The following is a 16,748-nucleotide window of genomic DNA, read 5'->3' on the forward strand; positions in this document are numbered from 1 at the left end:
GGCCAAATTGGGGATAAATCCCCTTTTATCGCAGGGGCGCGGTGTCCGGAGCGTCGGTCTGCAGCAGGCTGTCGCGTTCGCGCAGCGGGAAGCGGATCCACGCATCCAGCCCCTGTGGGCCAAAGTGCAGCTCGCCGCTGCCAGCCAGCTCGTAGGGCACGCGCTGCTCGATCAGCGCCCGGCCCAGGCCGCGCTGGCGTGGCATTTCCCAGCCCTCCACGTCGGCATGGCGCTCGCACCAGTGCAGGCCCAGCCACGGTTCGGCGTCCTGCACCTGCAGATGCCAGGACACCTCGATCCGCCCCGCCTCGCGCGCGGCCGCGCCGTAGCGCAGCGCATTGCTCGCCAGCTCATGGATGGCCAACGACAGCACCTCGGCCGCTTTCGGTGGCAGCAGCACGTCCTCACCGTGCAGTTCGCACAGGCCCGTGCCCGGCATCTGCGCCGACACTTCCTCTTCGATCATCCCGCGCAGGCAGACCCCGGCATTGCCGCCGCGGGTCAGCAGGCTCTGCGTGCGCGCCAGCGACATCAAACGCCCGCACAGCCGCTCGGCGTACTCGTCCACGCTGGCCACGGTGCTGCGCGTCCGCCAGGCAAGGGCATGGATGGTCGACATGATGTTGCGGACCCGGTGCTGCAGTTCGGCCAGCAGCACCGCCTGGCGCTCGGTGGCGCGCTTGAGGTCGTCGATATCCACCGCAATGGCGAACACCCCGGTCACCTCGCCGTCTGCATCGCGCAGCGGCGCAGCGGCGACGCGTGTCCAGCGGGCGCGCCCGTCGTCATGGATGAACTGGAACTCCAGGCCGGGGACCACCGTCTCCCCCCGCAGGGCGCGGGCGATGGCGAAATCATGGGGCTCGATGCGCGAGCCGTCGGGGTGCCATCCCTGCCAGCGGTAGTGGTTGGGACGATCAGTGGACGGCACCTTGCCGGTGGGCAGATAGGTCCGCATCCGGTCGTTGGACAGTTGCAGTCGGCCTTCGGCATCGACAATGCAGACGCCCACCGGCAGCACCTTGAATGCCAGCGCCAGGCGCCGGTCGCTCTCACGGCGCTTCTGCTCCTCGCGCTCGCGGGCCGCCTGCGCGACATGCGCGGCCGTCGTTTCGAACATGGTGACAAGCACACCGTTGATGCGCCCTTCCTCACCGCGGATGGGGCTGTAGGTGATGGTGAACCAGACATCCTCCAGCCGCCCCCGCCGCGCCAGCGGATAGAGCTTGTCCTCGTAGGTGATGGTCTCGCCCTGCCACACCCGCTGGTAGATCGGGCCGTTGATGTGCCAGACCTCAGGCCAGCACTCGCGGGTGGGCTGGCCAAGCCCGCCCGGATGCTTGTCGGCGAGGATCTCGGCATAGCCATCGTTGTAGAGCTGCACCAGCTGCTCGCCCCACAGCACGATCATCGGGAAGCCGTGGGCCAGCATCAGGTCGACAGTGGCGCGCAGGTGCGGCGGCCATCGCTCGATCGCACCCAGTGGCGTGCCTGACCAGTCGTGGCGGGCAATACGGGCGGCCATGCCGTCATGGCGCGCATGCGCCTGCAGCGGCGGCGGCATGCCCGCCGGGCGCTCAATGGCCGGGAGACCCTCGATGCGGCGTGACATGCCGCGCAATCAGGCGATGCCCGCAGCAGCCTGCGGGCCTGCCACCAGCCGTGCCAGCTGCTGCACCAGTGCCTCGATGTGATAGGGCTTGGTACAGCGGGGCGCGCCAGCGAAGCGGCTGGGCAGATTGTCATCGTAGCCGGAGGTCAACATGAACGGCGTGCCGGCGTCCGCCAAGCGGTCGGCCAAGGGGTAGACCAGTTCACCCCCCAGGTTGATGTCCAGCAGGGCGACATCGATGGGGTTCTCATCGACCAGACGCCCCAGCGCCTGCAGGTCACCGGCCGGTCCCACCACCTGCGCGCCCTTCAGTTCCAGATAGTCCACCAGGAACATCGCGATGGCGAATTCATCTTCCGCCACCAGCACCCGCAGCCCTTTCAGGCCCTCTGGCTTGTTGCCCGCTTCCAGCACGACCCGCGCTCCTCGATACACGCGGCGCACCTCTGCCGCAACGCCTGCAGGATGCGCGAAACGGGCTACAAGGGCGCGTGATGATCGATGAAGATCGCCGCCACGGCCCGTTCACCCGGGCATTGCAGCGGCGCGTTCAGAACGCCCGCTCCCATTTCAGGCTGAGCAGGCTGCGGTCGTGGCTGTACAGCCAGCCGACGTTGCTGTCGATGCGGGCGTAGCGCAGGCCCAGGCTGGGCACCAGCCCGGCCACCGCCAGCCGCTCGCTGCGCACGATGGCGATCAGGTTCTGTTCGTCGTCCTGCCTGCGCGCCTCCAGCAATGGACTCCAGGCGTCGTAGTCGCGGCGGCGCAGCGACACGAACACCGTGGCCGTGGTGCCGCTCCACTGCCGCGCCGCGCCCAGCCGCAAGCCGCGCTGGCGGTAGCCGTTGGCCGGGTCGGCAGCGCTGCTGCCGGTGACATCCAGCCCGGCGAAGACCGTCCAGCGCGGATTGAGCGCACGGAACCAGGTGGCATACACCGATACCAGCTCGCCGTCATAATTGCTGGCCAGGCCCTGCTGGCGATACCGCTGGCGCTTCCAGTCGGCCTCCAGCTTGAGCAGGCTGCGTGCATCCAGGGCGTACTGCCATTCGCCGTGCACGCCACTGCCGCCCTGCAGCGCATGGTTGCCCAGGCCCTGGACGTCATAGCTGGGGGCAAGCAGCACTGTCTGCCGCGCACTGCGCCAGCTGTAACCTGCCTGCACATTGGCATTGAGCTCGTTGTAGGCACGGTGCCCGCGCCATGCCTGACCGAAGGCGAGACCGCGCAGGTACAGCCCATGATGCCCGTCGAGGACCCAGCGCCGTTCCAGGCTGGCGTCGTAGTCGAGGCCCCCTGCGCGCTGGGCGTCGGGCAGTTTCCGTTCGATGATGCAGGCGTCGCCTACGCCGAACAGGCAGGTGCGGCTGGCCGAGCTGCGGTTGATGTTGTCACTCCATGCGGGGCCGGCGGACAGCGCGCCTTTCCAGCGCTGGCGCGCCTGCAGGGCACCCAGGTACCCGTCCACGCGCGCGCGGACGCCGGCCGTGGCCGGATCATCAGCATTGATGCCTGCAGCGATGGCCGTGAACAGCGCGACCGCATCGCGATCACGCTGGTCTTCCGCATAGACACGTGCCAGCTCGAGACGGGCCGGCAGGAACTCCGGCTGCGCCGCCAGCAGCGCTTCGTACTCCTTCGCCGCGCGACGATGGTCGCCGGCCACGCGGGCCAACGCCCCCTGCGCGTAATGGCGCAGCAGCGGGTCATGCCCCGGCAGTTCGATGTACTCCTCGAGGAACGCCGCGGCGGCCCGCCATTGCTGATGCTGCAGTGACAGGTAGAGGGCCTGGCCGAGATCGTCAACGGTGCGCTCCACGCGCAGCGTCCTGCCGTCGATGGTGATGGTCGGCCGCTCCGACTCGGCCTGTTGCAGGCGCTGCCGGTCCTGCTGCTGGTGGCGCAGTTCGCTGCCCTGTTCAAGCACGCGGCGCAGATCGTCCTGCTGGGCGCGCACATCAGCGGCAGCCAACAGCAGTACGACAAGGAAGGTGGAATGGCGCATGGTCGATCCGTGGTGGTGCATGCAGCGGCCGAAGCAGGGACTGGCGGATCGCGGCTTGTCCCTGCACTGCCCCGTCAGGGGCGTGGCGATCAGTTCTTGCTGCCGCCGAAGGCGGTGTCGTACTGGCTGTTGCCGGCGAACGTGGCGATACCGGCGAGCGTGGCCGCATTGGCGCCGAAGAACTGGCCCTGGCTGTTGCCGGTGACCGAGCCGTTGGCCACGGCGGTGCCGGCGAAGGATGCATCGGCGCTGTTGATGTTGGCGCTGATCGCCAGGGTCTGGCCACCACCGGTCAGGCCGCCGGTCAGCTTGCCAGTGCCGAAGTTCGCCGCGAAGGTACCGCTGAGCAGGTTGCTGCCATTGAACCGGTTCAGGCCGGCCACCGCGTAGGTGGCGGTACCGCTGGGCAGGGTGGTGCCGGCGCGGTCGCCAGCGAAGTACACCTGGCGGTTGTTGAAGCCACCCGCAGCGCCGTCCTTGGACCATTCACCGAACCACACATCGCCACTGCCCACCTTGACGAAGTTGAAGTGGCCCATGCCGGAATGGCTGCCCGGCGTACCGGTGATCGGCATGGCCAGGGTACGCACGGTAACGCCGTTGACGGTGGTCGGGGCCGAATAGGCCGCCAGCCCCTGGAAGTCGACCGGCTTGCCGTTGGAGACGGTGCCGACGCCGATGCCGGCCTTGCCTGCGCTGTGCGGGCCGCCGTTGACTTCGGAGGCACCGACCTTGACGTACAGCTGCGAATCGGTGGCCGGGCTGGCCGCACCGACGATGTCGGCGGCCTGCGCGGCACCGGCCAGGGCGAAGGTGGCGGCCATGGCCAGTACGGAACGGGAGATCATCTTCATGGAACTACTCCTTGGGTTGAGGGAACAACGGGTACAACAACGAGGCAGGTCATCAGAAGCGCGCAGTGACACCGAGCTTCAGCGTGCGCCCCGGCGCCGGCAGCGTGGAGCGCGTGGCCGGGTCGACGTAGTAGCGGTTGCCGAGGTTGGTGCCGACCAGCTCGACGCTGGTGTGGTCATTGAAGCGCCAGCGCGCGTAGGCATCGACGGTGGTGATGTTTCCCCAGGTGAACGGCACGTTCTGCCAGATCAGGCCACCGATGCCGGCGTACAGGCGATCACGGTAGGCCTGCAGGTCCGGGTTCTGGTGGCGCCGGTAATGCACGATGCGGCTGCCCAGCTCCAGGCGCTCATCGAACAGCCGGGTGCCCAGCGACACGTTCACCGACAACCGGGGAATGGCCTGGGTCAGCAGGTAGCCACTGACGAAGCCGTCCTGCACGCAGTTGGGCACCTTGCCGGCCAGCGCATCGAGCTGCACCGCCATGCTTTCGTCGCAGACCTTGTTTTCCAGCGTACGGGTGATGCCCAGGTCGGTGAAGAAGCGCCGGTTGTCGAACCGCGCCTGCAACTCCAGGCCGCGGATGCGCTGCTTGTCCAGGTTGTCGAACAGGAAATTGCCGTCGCGCTCGATTACGTTGCGGGTCTTGTGCACGTAGTAGGCCAGCTTCACGTCGGCATCGGCGGTGTTGCCGAACAGTGCGGACAGGTTGTGCACATAGCCCACTTCGTAGTTGTAGGCGTGCTCGGGCTTGAGCGGGTACAGCGGGTTCAGGCTGCTGGAGAACGCGATGGTGCTCTCGAACATGCTGGGGAAACGCACCGCCTCGCTGTAACGCACATAGGCGCGCGCATTGGGCGAGAAATGCGCGGTGGCCGAGAAGGTCGGCAGCCAGGCATGGTCGCGCCTGCGCTCGTTGCGCCCGGCCACCGTCTGCGGCCGCCCGTTCTGGATGCTGCACAGGATCTGCGCGCCCTGCACCGGCAACAGCCCGGGAATGGCCGCCACCTGACCATTCAGGCACGGGTTGCTGGCACGGCTGTAGTTGCCGTCCGCATCCGGCAGCCACGGAATGGTGTGGTCCACCGCAACCGGCGTCTCATACCTGCTCAGCAGGCCCTTGAGCAGATCATCAACGATGAAGCCCATGCCGATGCTGTCCCAGAACGCGCGCTGCGCCTCGATGGCGTCGATCTCGCCCTGCAGGCTGGCCGGGCGCTCAGGCAGTTCGTTGACCCGGTAGCGGGCCTCCTTGGGGAACACAGAGGTGGTCATCAGTTCCGGGTGTTCCTGCAGGAAATCATCGAAGGCCCAATAGCGCGCGTAGCGCACGCCGGCGCTCAGGGAGAGGAAATCCACCGGCCGCCAGTCCAGCACCAGATAGCCCTCGCTTTCCTGGCGGCGCCCGGCGCGCGGGTACATGCGCCAGCCATCGCTGACGCCAAAGTACGGGTCCGCCGAGCGCAGTTTCTCGAACTGCCAGTTGCCGCCCACCGTCAGGTCCAGGGTGGAATGCAACGCGAAGCGGTTGCTCAGGGTCAGGCCGGTGCGGTCGTTGCGGGCATTGGCCAGCGCGGTATTGCGCAGGATCGGGCTGCTGCCGGGGTTCCAGTCGGGGTTGCTGGCAAAATTGGGGAAGCCGCCAGCGGTGTAGGTATCGCTGGTGGTTTCGGTGCGCCACAGGTTGGCACGCAGGTCCAGCCAGCGGCTGCCGGCAGGCTGCCAGTGGTATTCCAGGTTCCAGGCATCGGCATCGACGCGGCTGAGCGGCCACTGGATGCGACCGTAGTCGGGCGCGGACAGGATGCGCGAGGGCATGATCTCGCCGTAGTGGGAGAGCGTACGCCGCCAGGTGGCGCGCAGCTGCTGGTCATCGTTGATCTGCCAGGTCGCCTTCAGCAGCCACGATTCCTGCTCGCTGGAGGTGTTGGGCACCTCGCCGCCGGGCTTGAAGTAGCGCGCCAGCGTGGTGATGTAGTCCAGGCCCTTGTACTCGAACTGCTCGCGCGGGTCCTGGTCGTAGTACGCCGTGCCCTGGGTGCCGGAGAAGTAGTTGCCGCGCTTGCGCCAGGCATACGCGGCCATCAGGTCCACGTGTTCGCCGCGCAGGCCCAGCGCCAGCCGCCAGGCCTGGTCCTCGCCGGCGAACACATTGGCTTCCGAACCGCGCGACTTCACCGGCACCAGCAGCGTGCTGTCGGCATACGGTGCCGAGGGCGAGCCCTGCGGGAACCCGGGCACCGTGCGGTAGTCCTCGCCGGTATGCAGCCGCGGCAGGCGTGGCGCCACCGCATTGCTGCTGCCTTCGATCTTCAGCTCCCCGCCGAAGCGCTCACCCGCTTCCACGATGTCATCGACGTCGATGGTCTTGATCACCAGCGCGCCACCGATCCCGCTGTGCACATCGCGCACCAGCCCCGGCCCCTTGATGACCTGGATGCCACCTATCAGGTTGGGATCGATGTAGTTGCGGTTGCTGACGCCGTTGTAGCCGCGCCAGACCGTAAGTGCCTGCTCGCCGCCGTCGATGCTGACCGGCACCCGCCCCGGCCCCTGGATGCCGCGGATGTTGATGTCCAGCGCGCCACTGTTGCGCGCATCGCCGCTGAACACACCGACCAGATCCTTGACCACGTCGGCCGGATTGGAGCCGCGGTAGCGCTCCACCCGGTCGCGCCCCGAATACGCCGTGGCCATGTCCAGCGCGAACACATCATCGTAGCCGCGCCGATCGCGGGCCTCGCCCCCTTCCGACTGCAGGCGACCGGCCACGTCCAGTGTCTCGGTCACCCGCACCCCTTCCCCTTCACCCGCCTCCGCTACCGCACGCAGGCTCCAGGTGCCGTCCATGCCACGCTGCGCGCGCACGCCGCTGCCACGCAGCAGCAGCTGCAGGGCCTGCATCTGGCTGTACTCGCCGCTCACCGCGCTGGAGCGACGGCCTTCCACCAGGTCACTGCGGAACACCACCTGCACATCGGCCTGGCGGCCAAAGGCACGCACGGCGTCGGCCAGGGGCTGTTCCGGAATGGCGTACTGGCGCAGCGGCGCGACGACCGCCGGTTGCGCCTGCCCGGCCGGCACCCAGGCCAACTGCAGCAATGCGGTGGAAACAGCCAGGGCCAGAGCGGTGGCGCGACGATGACAGGCGGATGCCGTGGACGGCATGGACAGGAACTCCTCAAGCGGGGCGGGACCACGGACACGTCCGGTGCCCGGTGGTGTGTCTGGCTTGAGAAGAAACGCTGTTTCGCTCTGGCTATACCTCTATAGACAGCGGGCTGCGACGACTGCCCACGGTTTTTTCATGTTTTTTTTCATGCGACCGGTTCGTCCATGTTCCGCGGGTGCTTCACCACAGCAGCAACGCACCACCGGGCAAGCGCTGCACGCGCAGTCCCGCCTGCGCGGCCACGGCGACGATGGCCGTGTCCGGTTGCTGCAGGTGGAACAGGCCACTGACCCGTATGCGTGCGCCCTGCCCGCCCAGTACCCAGACCGGGGCACGACGGTAGCGCGCCAGGTCGGCGATGGCCTGCGCGGCCGGCCGATCATCGATCACTACCTCGCCACGCCGCCACGGCGCCATGCTCTCCGGATCTTCCAGCTGCACCGGCTGCAGCCAGTGCCCGTCACGGAACACGCGTGCCTGTCCGGCATGCAGGCGCTGCACGCTGCCATCGCCCGGGCGCACATCGACCACACCCGCGCTGACCTGGGTGGTGACCGTGGTATCCAGCATCGACACGCTGAAGGCAGTGCCGATGTCACGGACCAGGCCGCCCGCTGCCTCGACCTGGAACGGGCGAGCCTCGTGCGCTACCTGGAACCAGGCCTGGCCGCGCAGCAGGCGCAGGTGGCGCTGCCGGTCATCGAACGAAAGTGCCAGCGCGGTGCCGGCATCGAGTACCGCCGTGCTGCCATCGGCCAGCTGCACCACTCGTGGCGCATCGCTGCTGCGCACATCACTGCGCGCCAGCAGCAACGCATGCGGAGCGGCCGCGACCATCAGCACCACGGCCGCAGCCGATGCCAGCAGCCACGGCAGGCGACGGCGCGGTGCGATCGGCCGCAGCCCCTGGCGGTCGGCGGTCAGCTCGGGCAGCGCGGCCAGCACCTCGGGCCCGGCAGCGTCCAACCGCTGCCAGAAGGCCTGCTGCTGGCGCCAGGCCAGCGCATGGCGCGGATCGGACTGCAGCCAGCGCTGCAGGGTGCGTTGCTGGCGTTCCGGCAACGGGCCTGCACTGCACCGTATCACCCAGCGCAACGCCTGCCTGGCCTGACGCGGCGAGGGTTCGGACGTGGTCATGGTTGTGGCCTGCCGCACCGCGAATGGGTGCGCTTTCCTGTTGTGACAACGGCGGGCACGATCTGCCCACGGCAATCGCCGCTCATCGGCCCATTCCCCGCTGCTGTTGCTGGATCAGCAGCGCTGCGCGCAGCACATGCTTGCCGACCAGGCTCTTGGAGATTCCCAGGCGCGCGGCAATCTCGCGTTCGCTCAGGCCCAGGTAGCGGTTGAGCACGAAGCACTCGCGTACCTGGGCCGGCAGGGCCAGGATGGTCTGGGTGATCTCGCGCAGCTGCGCCTGGTCCAGCGCCTGCGCCTCGCCGTCGTGGCCTGCCTCGGCCATGCCGGTGGCGTACTCGGCCATCGCGCGCCGCTCGCGGGCGTCGGCCTGGCTGCGGTTGAGCGCGTGGTGGTAGGCCATCCGGTACAGATAACCGCGCGGCTCCAGGATCGGTGGATCACCGGGCACGCTGCTGGCCTTCAGGTAGAGGTTCTGCAGGGTGTCCTCGGTGCTGGCCGGGTCGAGGTAGCGCGCGACGAAGCGGGACAACGCACGGCGCTCGCGGATCAGCAGCTCGACCAGCGCCAGGGCATTGGGAGACATAGGTGCCAAGGCCGGACCGGGGAATGATGGGCGTGATGGCGACGGTCCGGACGTGGATTGTGGGCTGCGGGGCCGCAGGCGGCAAGCCGCGCCACGAAAGCATCATCGACGCATGGCGTGGATGGAGGATCTACGGTTCCTCCAGCGCCTCGAAGCGTTCGGCGAGGTAGTCGATCAGCGCACGCACCGCAGGCAACAGGCCGCGTCGCGACGGGAACACCGCGTGCACGATGCCGTGCTTGGGCACCCACTCCGGCAGTACCGGCACCAGCGCGCCACGGGCCAGCTCGTCGCTGATCATCATCCGCGGCAGCATCAGCAGGCCCACCCCGGCCACCGCGGCGGTGCGCAACGCGATCATGTCATCGCTGACCAGCCGCGGGCGATGGTGCACGCTGGCCAGCACATCGCCCGGCCCGGTGTATTCCCAGGCATGCTGCTGGCTGGGCGATGCCAGATCCACGGTCGGCATCATCGCCAGGTCGGCCGGCACCTGCGGCGTGCCCAGCCGCTGCAGCAGCGCCGGGCTGGCACTGGTGCACCAGACCCGGCGCGCCAGCACGCGTACCACCAGGTCACTGTCCTCCAGCGGCGGCGGCCGCACGCGGATCGCCACGTCCACGCCCTCGCCCACCACATCGACGCGCCGGTTGGTGGCGTCCAGCTGCACCGTCACCTGCGGGTGCAGGGCCAGGAAATCGGCCAGCATCGTGCCAATGCGCGCGTGCAGGATCGCGATCGGGCACGCCAGGCGGATGGTGCCGCGCGGCTCGGCACGTGACATCGCAATGGCTTCCTCGGCCGCTTCGGCTTCGACCAGCATGGCCTTGCAGTGGCGGTAGTAGTCCTGGCCGACCTCGGTGACCGAGAAACGCCGGGTCGAACGCTGGATCAGGCGCACGCCCAACCGTTCCTCCAGCAGCGCGACGCGCCGGCTCAGTTTCGACTTCGGCATCGCCAGCGCCCGGCCGGCCTGCGAGAAGCCGCCATGCTCGACCACCATGGCGAAGTAGAACAGGTCGTTGAGGTCACAACGGCGGATATCTGCGATGAACACGGGGCGATCTCCTGCGGCCACGGCCTGCAGACATTGTTCACCAGATAGGACTATGACGGCAAATATTGGCGTCTACCGGCCTTATTGTCACGGCGATATCGTCTTCGCAACGAAGAACAGCGGCCGGCAGCCCCGGCCAGGAGATCGCCATGAAGCGTGTCACCGGTACCTACAGCGCCCCGCGCCCGCACTGGGTGGGCGACGGATTCCCCGCCCGCTCGATGTTTTCCTACAACACCCACGGCCAGCACCTCAGCCCGTTCCTGCTGCTGGATTATGCCGGCCCGTACACCTTCGCCCCCAGCAATACGCCGCGTGGCGTCGGCCAGCATCCGCATCGCGGATTCGAGACCGTCACCATCGTCTATGAGGGTGAGGTCGCCCACCGCGATTCGACCGGGGCCGGCGGCACCATCGGCCCGGGTGACGTGCAGTGGATGACGGCTGCCTCCGGCATCCTCCACGAGGAATTCCACACGCCGGAATTCAGCAGGCGCGGCGGCACGCTGGACATGGTCCAGCTGTGGGTGAACCTGCCGGCGCGCGACAAGATGGGCGCACCGGGCTACCAGACCCTGCTCGACGCAGAGATTCCCTCGGTGGATCTGCCCGATGGCGCCGGCCGCGTGCGGGTCATCGCCGGCCGCTTCCACGGTCATGCCGGCCCGGCGCGCACCCACACGCCGATGGATGTCTGGGACATCCGCCTGCAGCAGGGCCACCACACCGACCTGCCGGTGGCCGAGGGCCGCACGCTGGCGCTTGTGGTGCTGAAGGGTACGGTGCGGATCAACGGCGGCCAGCCGGTCGGCGAAGCGCAGCTGGTCACCTTCGACCGCAGCGGCGAGGACGTGTTCGTCGACGCCGACAGCGACGCCACCGTACTGCTGCTCAGCGGTGAGCCGATCGACGAGCCGGTGGTGGGCTATGGCCCGTTCGTGATGAACAGCCAGGCCGAGATCGCGCAGGCGGTCAACGACTTCAACAGCGGCCGCTTCGGCCAGATCGCGCACTGATCGTTTCAAAGCGGCGGGCGATGGCCCGCCGCACCCTCCGGGCCATCGCCCGCTTTTTCCAGGAGACTGACCATGAGTACCCCCGCCAACTTCAACGGTGCCCGCCCGGTGATCGATCCGGACAACGCCGCGATGCTGCTGATCGACCATCAGAGCGGCCTGTTCCAGACCATCGGTGACATGCCGTTCACCCGCGTGCGCGCCCACGCCACCGCGCTGGCCAGGATGGCCACGCTGGCAAAGATGCCGGTGATCACCACTGCCTCTGTTCCGCAGGGCCCGAACGGCCCGCTGATCCCGGAGATCCACGACGCAGCCCCGCATGCCCGGTACGTGGCGCGCAAGGGCGAGATCAACGCATGGGACAATCCGGAATTCGTTGCCGCAGTGAAGGCCACCGGCCGCAGGCAGCTGATCATTGCCGGCACCATCACCAGCGTGTGCATGGCCTTCCCGTCCATTGCCGCCGTTGCCGATGGCTATCAGGTGTTCGCGGTCATCGATGCCTCGGGCACCTATTCGAAGATGGCCGAGGAGATCACCCTGGCCCGGGTGGTGCAGGCCGGCGTGGTGCCGATGGACACCGCCGCGGTGGCCTCGGAGATCCAACGCAGCTGGAAACGCGACGATGCCCAGCAATGGGCCGAGGTCTACACGAAGATCTTCCCGAACTACCAGCTGCTGATCGAAAGCTACCTGAAGGCGCAGGACGTGCAGAAGAACCACGAGCCGCTGGATTCGCAGCGCAGCTGACCTACGCCCGGGGTGCCGGCCCGCTGTCGGCACGCCTCTCAACCGGAGACCCATCATGTCCAGTGAACCGATCCGCGACCCGGCCAGCGATCATCTGCTGACCCCGCAGAACTCCGCCTTCATCATCATCGACTACCAGCCGGTGCAGGTGAACTCCATTGCTTCGATGGACCGCCAGTTGCTGGTCAACAACATCGTCGGCACTGCCAAAGCCGCAGTGGCTTATGGCCTGCCGATCGTGCATTCGACGGTGAACGTCAAGACCGGCCTGAACAAGCCGCCGATTCCGCAGCTGCGCCAGGTGCTGGGTGACTATCCGACCTACGACCGCACCACCATCAATTCCTGGGAAGACGTCCAGTTCCGCAGGGCCGTGGAAGCCACCGGCCGCCGCAAGCTGATCATGACCGCGCTGTGGACCGAGGCCTGCCTGACCTTCCCGGCCTTGGATGCGTTGAAGGAAGGCTATGAGGTGTATGTGGTGGTCGACGCCGTCGGCGGCACCTCGCTGGCCGCGCACGATGCCGCGCTGCGCCGCATCGAACAGGCCGGCGGCCAGCTGATCAGCGTGCCGCAGCTGTTCTGCGAGCTGCAGCGCGACTGGGCCCGTTCGGAAACGGTGCCGGCCTTCATGAACCTCTTCATTGAAACCGGCGGTACGGCGGGCATCCAGTTCTCGTACGATCGTACCGAGTAACCGGGTGGCGGCGCCGGTCCTGGCTGGCGCCGCCTTTGGGGAGCCGTCGAGCATGGCTCGACGCTACAGTGGGTTTGGTCGAGCGTGGCTCGACGCCATGGATAGATGGAGAATGTGATGGCCTACGCACGCATTGTTTCGACCGCCGACAATTACCTGCACCACATCAGCAATGGCAGCTTCGATGTGGATGCGGACGAGCCTGCCTCGTTGGGCGGCCAGGGCAAGGGCTTCGCGCCGTTCGACCTGTACCTGGCCTCGCTGGCGGCGTGCACCGCCATCACCCTGCGCATGTACGCGCAGCGCAAGGGCTGGGACCTGGGCGAGTTCCATGCCGAGCTGCGCTCAGAACGTGATGAGGACGGACGCCTCCACGTGCACCGCGTGCTGCATGCCGGTGCCGAGCTGAGCGATGCGCAGTGGCAGCGATTGCTGGAGGTGGTGGAAAAGACCCCGGTGACCCTGGTGATGCGCGAAGGTGCACGCATCACCAGTGAGCGTGGGGCGGCGGCGTAACAGAAGGCTCAGCGCCGTGAATGCAGCACCGTGCGCTGGCGCATCGCGTTGAATTCCTGCTCCACCTGCTGGATGTCTTCGGCCTGGAACCCGGCGGCATCCAGCAGCTGGTCGGCGGCCGCGGCCGCCAGCGGATCATCGTCCCGCTGGCGCCAGCAGCGCGCCGGCAGGAAGTAGCCCACTTCGCTGCGCCCGCGCATGATCACCACCGGCCGGCCCGCGTACAGCAGGAACTCCGCCAGGTGCTGGCGCAGGCCCTCCACGGAAACATAGGCCGGTCCAACACCCAGCATCTGGCTGGACGGTTCGGGACTCTCGAACAGCTTGCGACGGCTCATCCACTCCTCCTTTTGAACAACGCGTGGTCTCCTTTCCCTAGACGGGCGCATCGCTGCGCCCCCGCCACGCACTACGTGATCCGCATCACGCCGTCACTCAGAAGCCGGTATTGAACTCCAGCTGGAACACGTCGATCGACAGCGGCGCACCGGACACTTCCTTGGCCGCCATCCACTTGCCGCTGATCCAGCTGCGCGCGTCCAGCGCATAGGCACCGCCCACGTAGTAGCCGCGGGCGTTGGTGCCACCGAGGTGGAAGTTCGGATCGTTGTAGGCATCCGGCAGCGCATCGGCCTCGATGTGCTTGTAGCCCAGCAGCGCCTGCCACTGGCCCTTCTCCTTCAGCTCGGTGGCACCGAAGGTGGCCTGCAGCATCCATGCCGTGTCGCCGCTGCGGAAGGTATCGATGCTGGCGGCACCACCGGCACCGTAGTTGTTGACGATGCCGTTGTTGGCGCGACTGAACATCGCCTGCTTGTCATAGGCCAGGTTGCGGATGTAGTCGCCTTCAAGGCGCAGGCCGACGTCCTGGGCCAGCTGCGTATCCCAGCGCAGGTTCAGCGTGGCCAGGCGGAATGCCGAGGCCAGGCCGACATACTGCGGGGTGGGCGTATTGGCCGGATCCAGCGGATTGCGCGCGATGTCGCGGATCAGCATCAGGGTGTTGCCCTTCTGCATGAACGCCGGACGCGACCAGTCGGTGTCGCAGCCCACCGCGCCCGCATACAGCGCGCACGGCGAGGACAGGCGGCCGCTGATGTTCTTGAAGTCGTAGTAGCCCAGTGCCGCGCGCAGCGCGTTGTCGTCATTGAAGCGCCAGTTCACGCCCACCTGCGCCCCGGACAGCCACTTGTTCTCGTTCGGGGTCTTGACCCGGCTCTGGCTGGGCGCGCTGTCGGAGGTGTATTCCAGCGGTACCACCGCCAGGTTGCCGAACAGGCCGAGGTCGCCGCCGTCGAAGTCGTACTTCAGGTTGGCGGCCAGGCCATCGAAGTTGAGGTCGTTGGAGAACAGCGTGTCGCTGGTCCAGAACGGATTGCCGAAGCGGCCGCCAAGCACCGTCACCCAGTCGGCCGGGCTGTAGGCCAGCCATGCCTGGTCCAGCCATACATCCTTCTTGCTCAGGCCGCCACCCAGCTGCTCGGTGGTCGACACCGGGCCATTGCTGCTGCCGCTGGCCAGGCGCACACCGGCCGTGGTGTGCTGGCCGATGGTCGCCTCGATGCCCAGGCGGGCGCGGATGCGCCACAGGTTGCGGCGGTCCTGGCGGGTGTTCAGCAGTGGTGGCAGCTGCAGGTTGGTGTTGGTGTTGGTGTCGAAGCCGTTGCCGGAATTGATCGACGACCAGTTGCTCACGATATCGCTGTTGCGTTCGGAGGAGAAGCGCGATTCGCTGCGCACGCGCATGTCACCGGTGACCTTGATGCGCTTGGTCCACTCAGCCACTTCGTTCGGTGCCGCCCAGCCCTCGGACCTGGCCTGCGCCATCACGTCCTGGCGTACTTCGTCACGGATGCCGTCGCGCACGCTCTGCGGCACGTAGGGCACGCGCACGTCGCCGGCCTCCAGGGCGACACCGCCACTGGCGGCCGAGGTCGCGGTGGCTGCGCTGCGCTGGGCGGCCGCCGCTTCGGCCTCGGCCTGCACCAGCAATGCCTGGCCATCTTCGGGTTTCAGTGCGCCGCTGGCGATCAGGCCCTTGATCAGCTTGACCATGGTGGTTTCAGCGGCCATCGCACCGGCCGGGGCGGCCAGGCTGAGCAGCACGGCGCAGCACAGCAGCGCCCGTCGGGCCGGCCGCGGGCGGTGGGAATCGGTTCGTGCGCGGACGTGGTCGTTCATCACGGTTCTCATCGAAAGAAGGGAAATCACGGAGGTCGGGAATCAGGCCCCGGGCCGGCGGCCCTGGATCAGGACGCGGGCGGGGAAATCAAGCGACGGTGGGGGTGCCTGGTCGACCTTGCCGATGCGACGCAGTGCATCGAGCACGGCCGCGTCGGCCTCCTCGTTGCCACTGCCACGCACCAGCTCGACCTTTTCCAGGCGGCCATCGCTGGCCAGCCACACATTCACCTGCAGCTGGAACGCCAGGCGCTTGACCTTGTCGTCGCGCGAGATTGCCTGCTGCATCAGGTAGCCGAGGTAGCGCCCATAGGTGGCATTGCCGGCACCGCCGCGACCGACGCCGGACGAACCGCCACCATTGCCGGACTGGATGCCGAAGTTGTCACCGCCGGCCTGCGCATCGGCGTTCATCGTCACCGGGTCAGCGTTGTCGGGGGTCGGCGTCGGCTCTTCGGCCGGCGTCGGTTGATCCAGCGGCTCCGGCTCAGGCATCGCTTCTTCCGGCGGCGTTTCCGGTTCCGGGGGCTTTTCCGGCGGCGGCGGGGGTGGCGGAGGCGCTGGCGGCAGCGCCAGCATCGGCGGCTGCACCACCGGCCGACGGGTGCTGGCGGTGTCCTTGAACAGCATCCACCACACGGCGATGCCGAGCACCAGCAACGCGGCCAGCACCAGCGCGACAGTCACCAGCAGCTGGCGACCGCGCATGCCGGGCTCCGGCCGAGGGGGTTGATGGGCCGTCATGCCTCAGCCCTGCGCCTTGCCGGTGACCAGACCGACCTGGGCGAGCTCCAGGCGCCGCAGCAGGTCCAGCACCTCGACCACGCGGGCGTACTGCACCTGCGCGTCACCGCGCACGATCACCGGGAAATCCGGCGTGGTCGCGCGCTCGGTGCGCAGGCGGTCTTCCAGCTCCGCCATCGTCACCGGGTAGGCATCCAGAAACACCTGGCCACCGGGGTCGATGGTGATCGCCTTGGTCTTGGGCTTCTCCAGCGCGACGCTGTTGCTGGCCTTCGGCAGGTTGACCTCGATGCCGGGGATGGAAGCGTTGCTGGTCAGGATGAAGATCACCAGCACCACCAGCAGCACATCGACGAAGGGCGTCACGTTGATGCCCTTCTCGCGCTTCTTGATGCCGAACTTCGCCTTCTGGCCCAT

The 16,748-nt window shown here is 67.7% G+C and carries 16 protein-coding genes; 4 read left to right on the forward strand and 12 right to left on the reverse strand.

The annotated features are described in order from the left end of the window. Positions 1-25: 25 nt before the first annotated feature. The 8 genes from AC5P7I_RS19760 to AC5P7I_RS19795 all read right to left on the reverse strand — a co-directional run bounded on the left by AC5P7I_RS19760 (position 26) and on the right by AC5P7I_RS19795 (position 10,424). Positions 26-1,612 carry a PAS domain-containing protein gene (locus AC5P7I_RS19760; protein ID WP_164077810.1) on the reverse strand — a complete coding sequence of 529 codons (1,587 nt, stop codon included), beginning with the start codon at positions 1,610-1,612 and terminating at the stop codon, positions 26-28. A 9-nt stretch (positions 1,613-1,621) separates the two neighbouring features. Then, positions 1,622-2,026, reverse strand: a complete 405-nt coding sequence (locus tag AC5P7I_RS19765; RefSeq protein WP_014647345.1) for a response regulator — start codon at positions 2,024-2,026, stop codon at positions 1,622-1,624. 136 nt (positions 2,027-2,162) lie between these two features. Next, positions 2,163-3,617, reverse strand: a complete 1,455-nt coding sequence (locus AC5P7I_RS19770; RefSeq protein WP_262088169.1) for a surface lipoprotein assembly modifier — start codon at positions 3,615-3,617, stop codon at positions 2,163-2,165. Positions 3,618-3,706: 89 nt separating this feature from the next. Continuing rightward, the gene (locus AC5P7I_RS19775; protein WP_014647346.1) at positions 3,707-4,471 is read right to left on the reverse strand and encodes a Slam-dependent surface lipoprotein; all 765 of its coding nucleotides are present in this window, start codon (positions 4,469-4,471) and stop codon (positions 3,707-3,709) included. Between the two features lie 52 nt (positions 4,472-4,523). Then, positions 4,524-7,640, reverse strand: coding sequence for a TonB-dependent receptor (locus AC5P7I_RS19780; protein ID WP_142234828.1), 3,117 nt, complete (start codon positions 7,638-7,640; stop codon positions 4,524-4,526). A 184-nt stretch (positions 7,641-7,824) separates the two neighbouring features. Further along, on the reverse strand, positions 7,825-8,781 hold the full coding sequence (locus AC5P7I_RS19785; RefSeq protein ID WP_014647348.1) for a FecR family protein: 957 nt from the start codon (positions 8,779-8,781) through the stop codon (positions 7,825-7,827). Positions 8,782-8,863: 82 nt separating this feature from the next. After that, positions 8,864-9,367: an RNA polymerase sigma factor gene (locus AC5P7I_RS19790; protein ID WP_014647349.1), complete on the reverse strand. Its 504-nt coding sequence runs from the start codon at positions 9,365-9,367 to the stop codon at positions 8,864-8,866. 130 nt (positions 9,368-9,497) lie between these two features. Then, positions 9,498-10,424, reverse strand: coding sequence for a LysR family transcriptional regulator (locus AC5P7I_RS19795; protein ID WP_262088170.1), 927 nt, complete (start codon positions 10,422-10,424; stop codon positions 9,498-9,500). Between the two features lie 149 nt (positions 10,425-10,573). On the opposite strand from AC5P7I_RS19795, the gene AC5P7I_RS19800 reads away from it, so the two are divergent. The 4 genes from AC5P7I_RS19800 (at position 10,574) to AC5P7I_RS19815 (ending at position 13,406) form a co-directional block, all read left to right on the forward strand. Next, positions 10,574-11,440 carry a pirin family protein gene (locus tag AC5P7I_RS19800; protein ID WP_014647351.1) on the forward strand — a complete coding sequence of 289 codons (867 nt, stop codon included), beginning with the start codon at positions 10,574-10,576 and terminating at the stop codon, positions 11,438-11,440. A gap of 72 nt (positions 11,441-11,512) precedes the next feature. Then, on the forward strand, positions 11,513-12,193 hold the full coding sequence (locus AC5P7I_RS19805) for a hydrolase (protein ID WP_053495037.1): 681 nt from the start codon (positions 11,513-11,515) through the stop codon (positions 12,191-12,193). A gap of 55 nt (positions 12,194-12,248) precedes the next feature. Beyond that, complete coding sequence (locus AC5P7I_RS19810; protein ID WP_032962577.1) at positions 12,249-12,890, forward strand: hydrolase; 642 nt, start codon at positions 12,249-12,251, stop codon at positions 12,888-12,890. A gap of 117 nt (positions 12,891-13,007) precedes the next feature. Next, complete coding sequence (locus tag AC5P7I_RS19815; protein ID WP_053495038.1) at positions 13,008-13,406, forward strand: OsmC family protein; 399 nt, start codon at positions 13,008-13,010, stop codon at positions 13,404-13,406. An 8-nt stretch (positions 13,407-13,414) separates the two neighbouring features. Here AC5P7I_RS19815 and AC5P7I_RS19820 read toward each other — a convergent pair whose 3' ends face one another. The 4 genes from AC5P7I_RS19820 to AC5P7I_RS19835 all read right to left on the reverse strand — a co-directional run bounded on the left by AC5P7I_RS19820 (position 13,415) and on the right by AC5P7I_RS19835 (position 16,748). Further along, positions 13,415-13,744 carry a hypothetical protein gene (locus tag AC5P7I_RS19820; RefSeq protein ID WP_005409871.1) on the reverse strand — a complete coding sequence of 110 codons (330 nt, stop codon included), beginning with the start codon at positions 13,742-13,744 and terminating at the stop codon, positions 13,415-13,417. A 97-nt stretch (positions 13,745-13,841) separates the two neighbouring features. Further along, the gene (locus tag AC5P7I_RS19825; protein ID WP_262088171.1) at positions 13,842-15,587 is read right to left on the reverse strand and encodes a putative porin; all 1,746 of its coding nucleotides are present in this window, start codon (positions 15,585-15,587) and stop codon (positions 13,842-13,844) included. Positions 15,588-15,629: 42 nt separating this feature from the next. Continuing rightward, a complete protein-coding gene (tolA, locus tag AC5P7I_RS19830; RefSeq protein ID WP_100450161.1) occupies positions 15,630-16,295 on the reverse strand; it encodes a cell envelope integrity protein TolA in 666 nt (221 codons plus the stop codon). Between the two features lie 39 nt (positions 16,296-16,334). Next, complete coding sequence (locus AC5P7I_RS19835; RefSeq protein WP_032956765.1) at positions 16,335-16,748, reverse strand: ExbD/TolR family protein; 414 nt, start codon at positions 16,746-16,748, stop codon at positions 16,335-16,337.

It is taken from the genome of Stenotrophomonas sp. YJH_SMC_138, assembly GCF_059369855.1.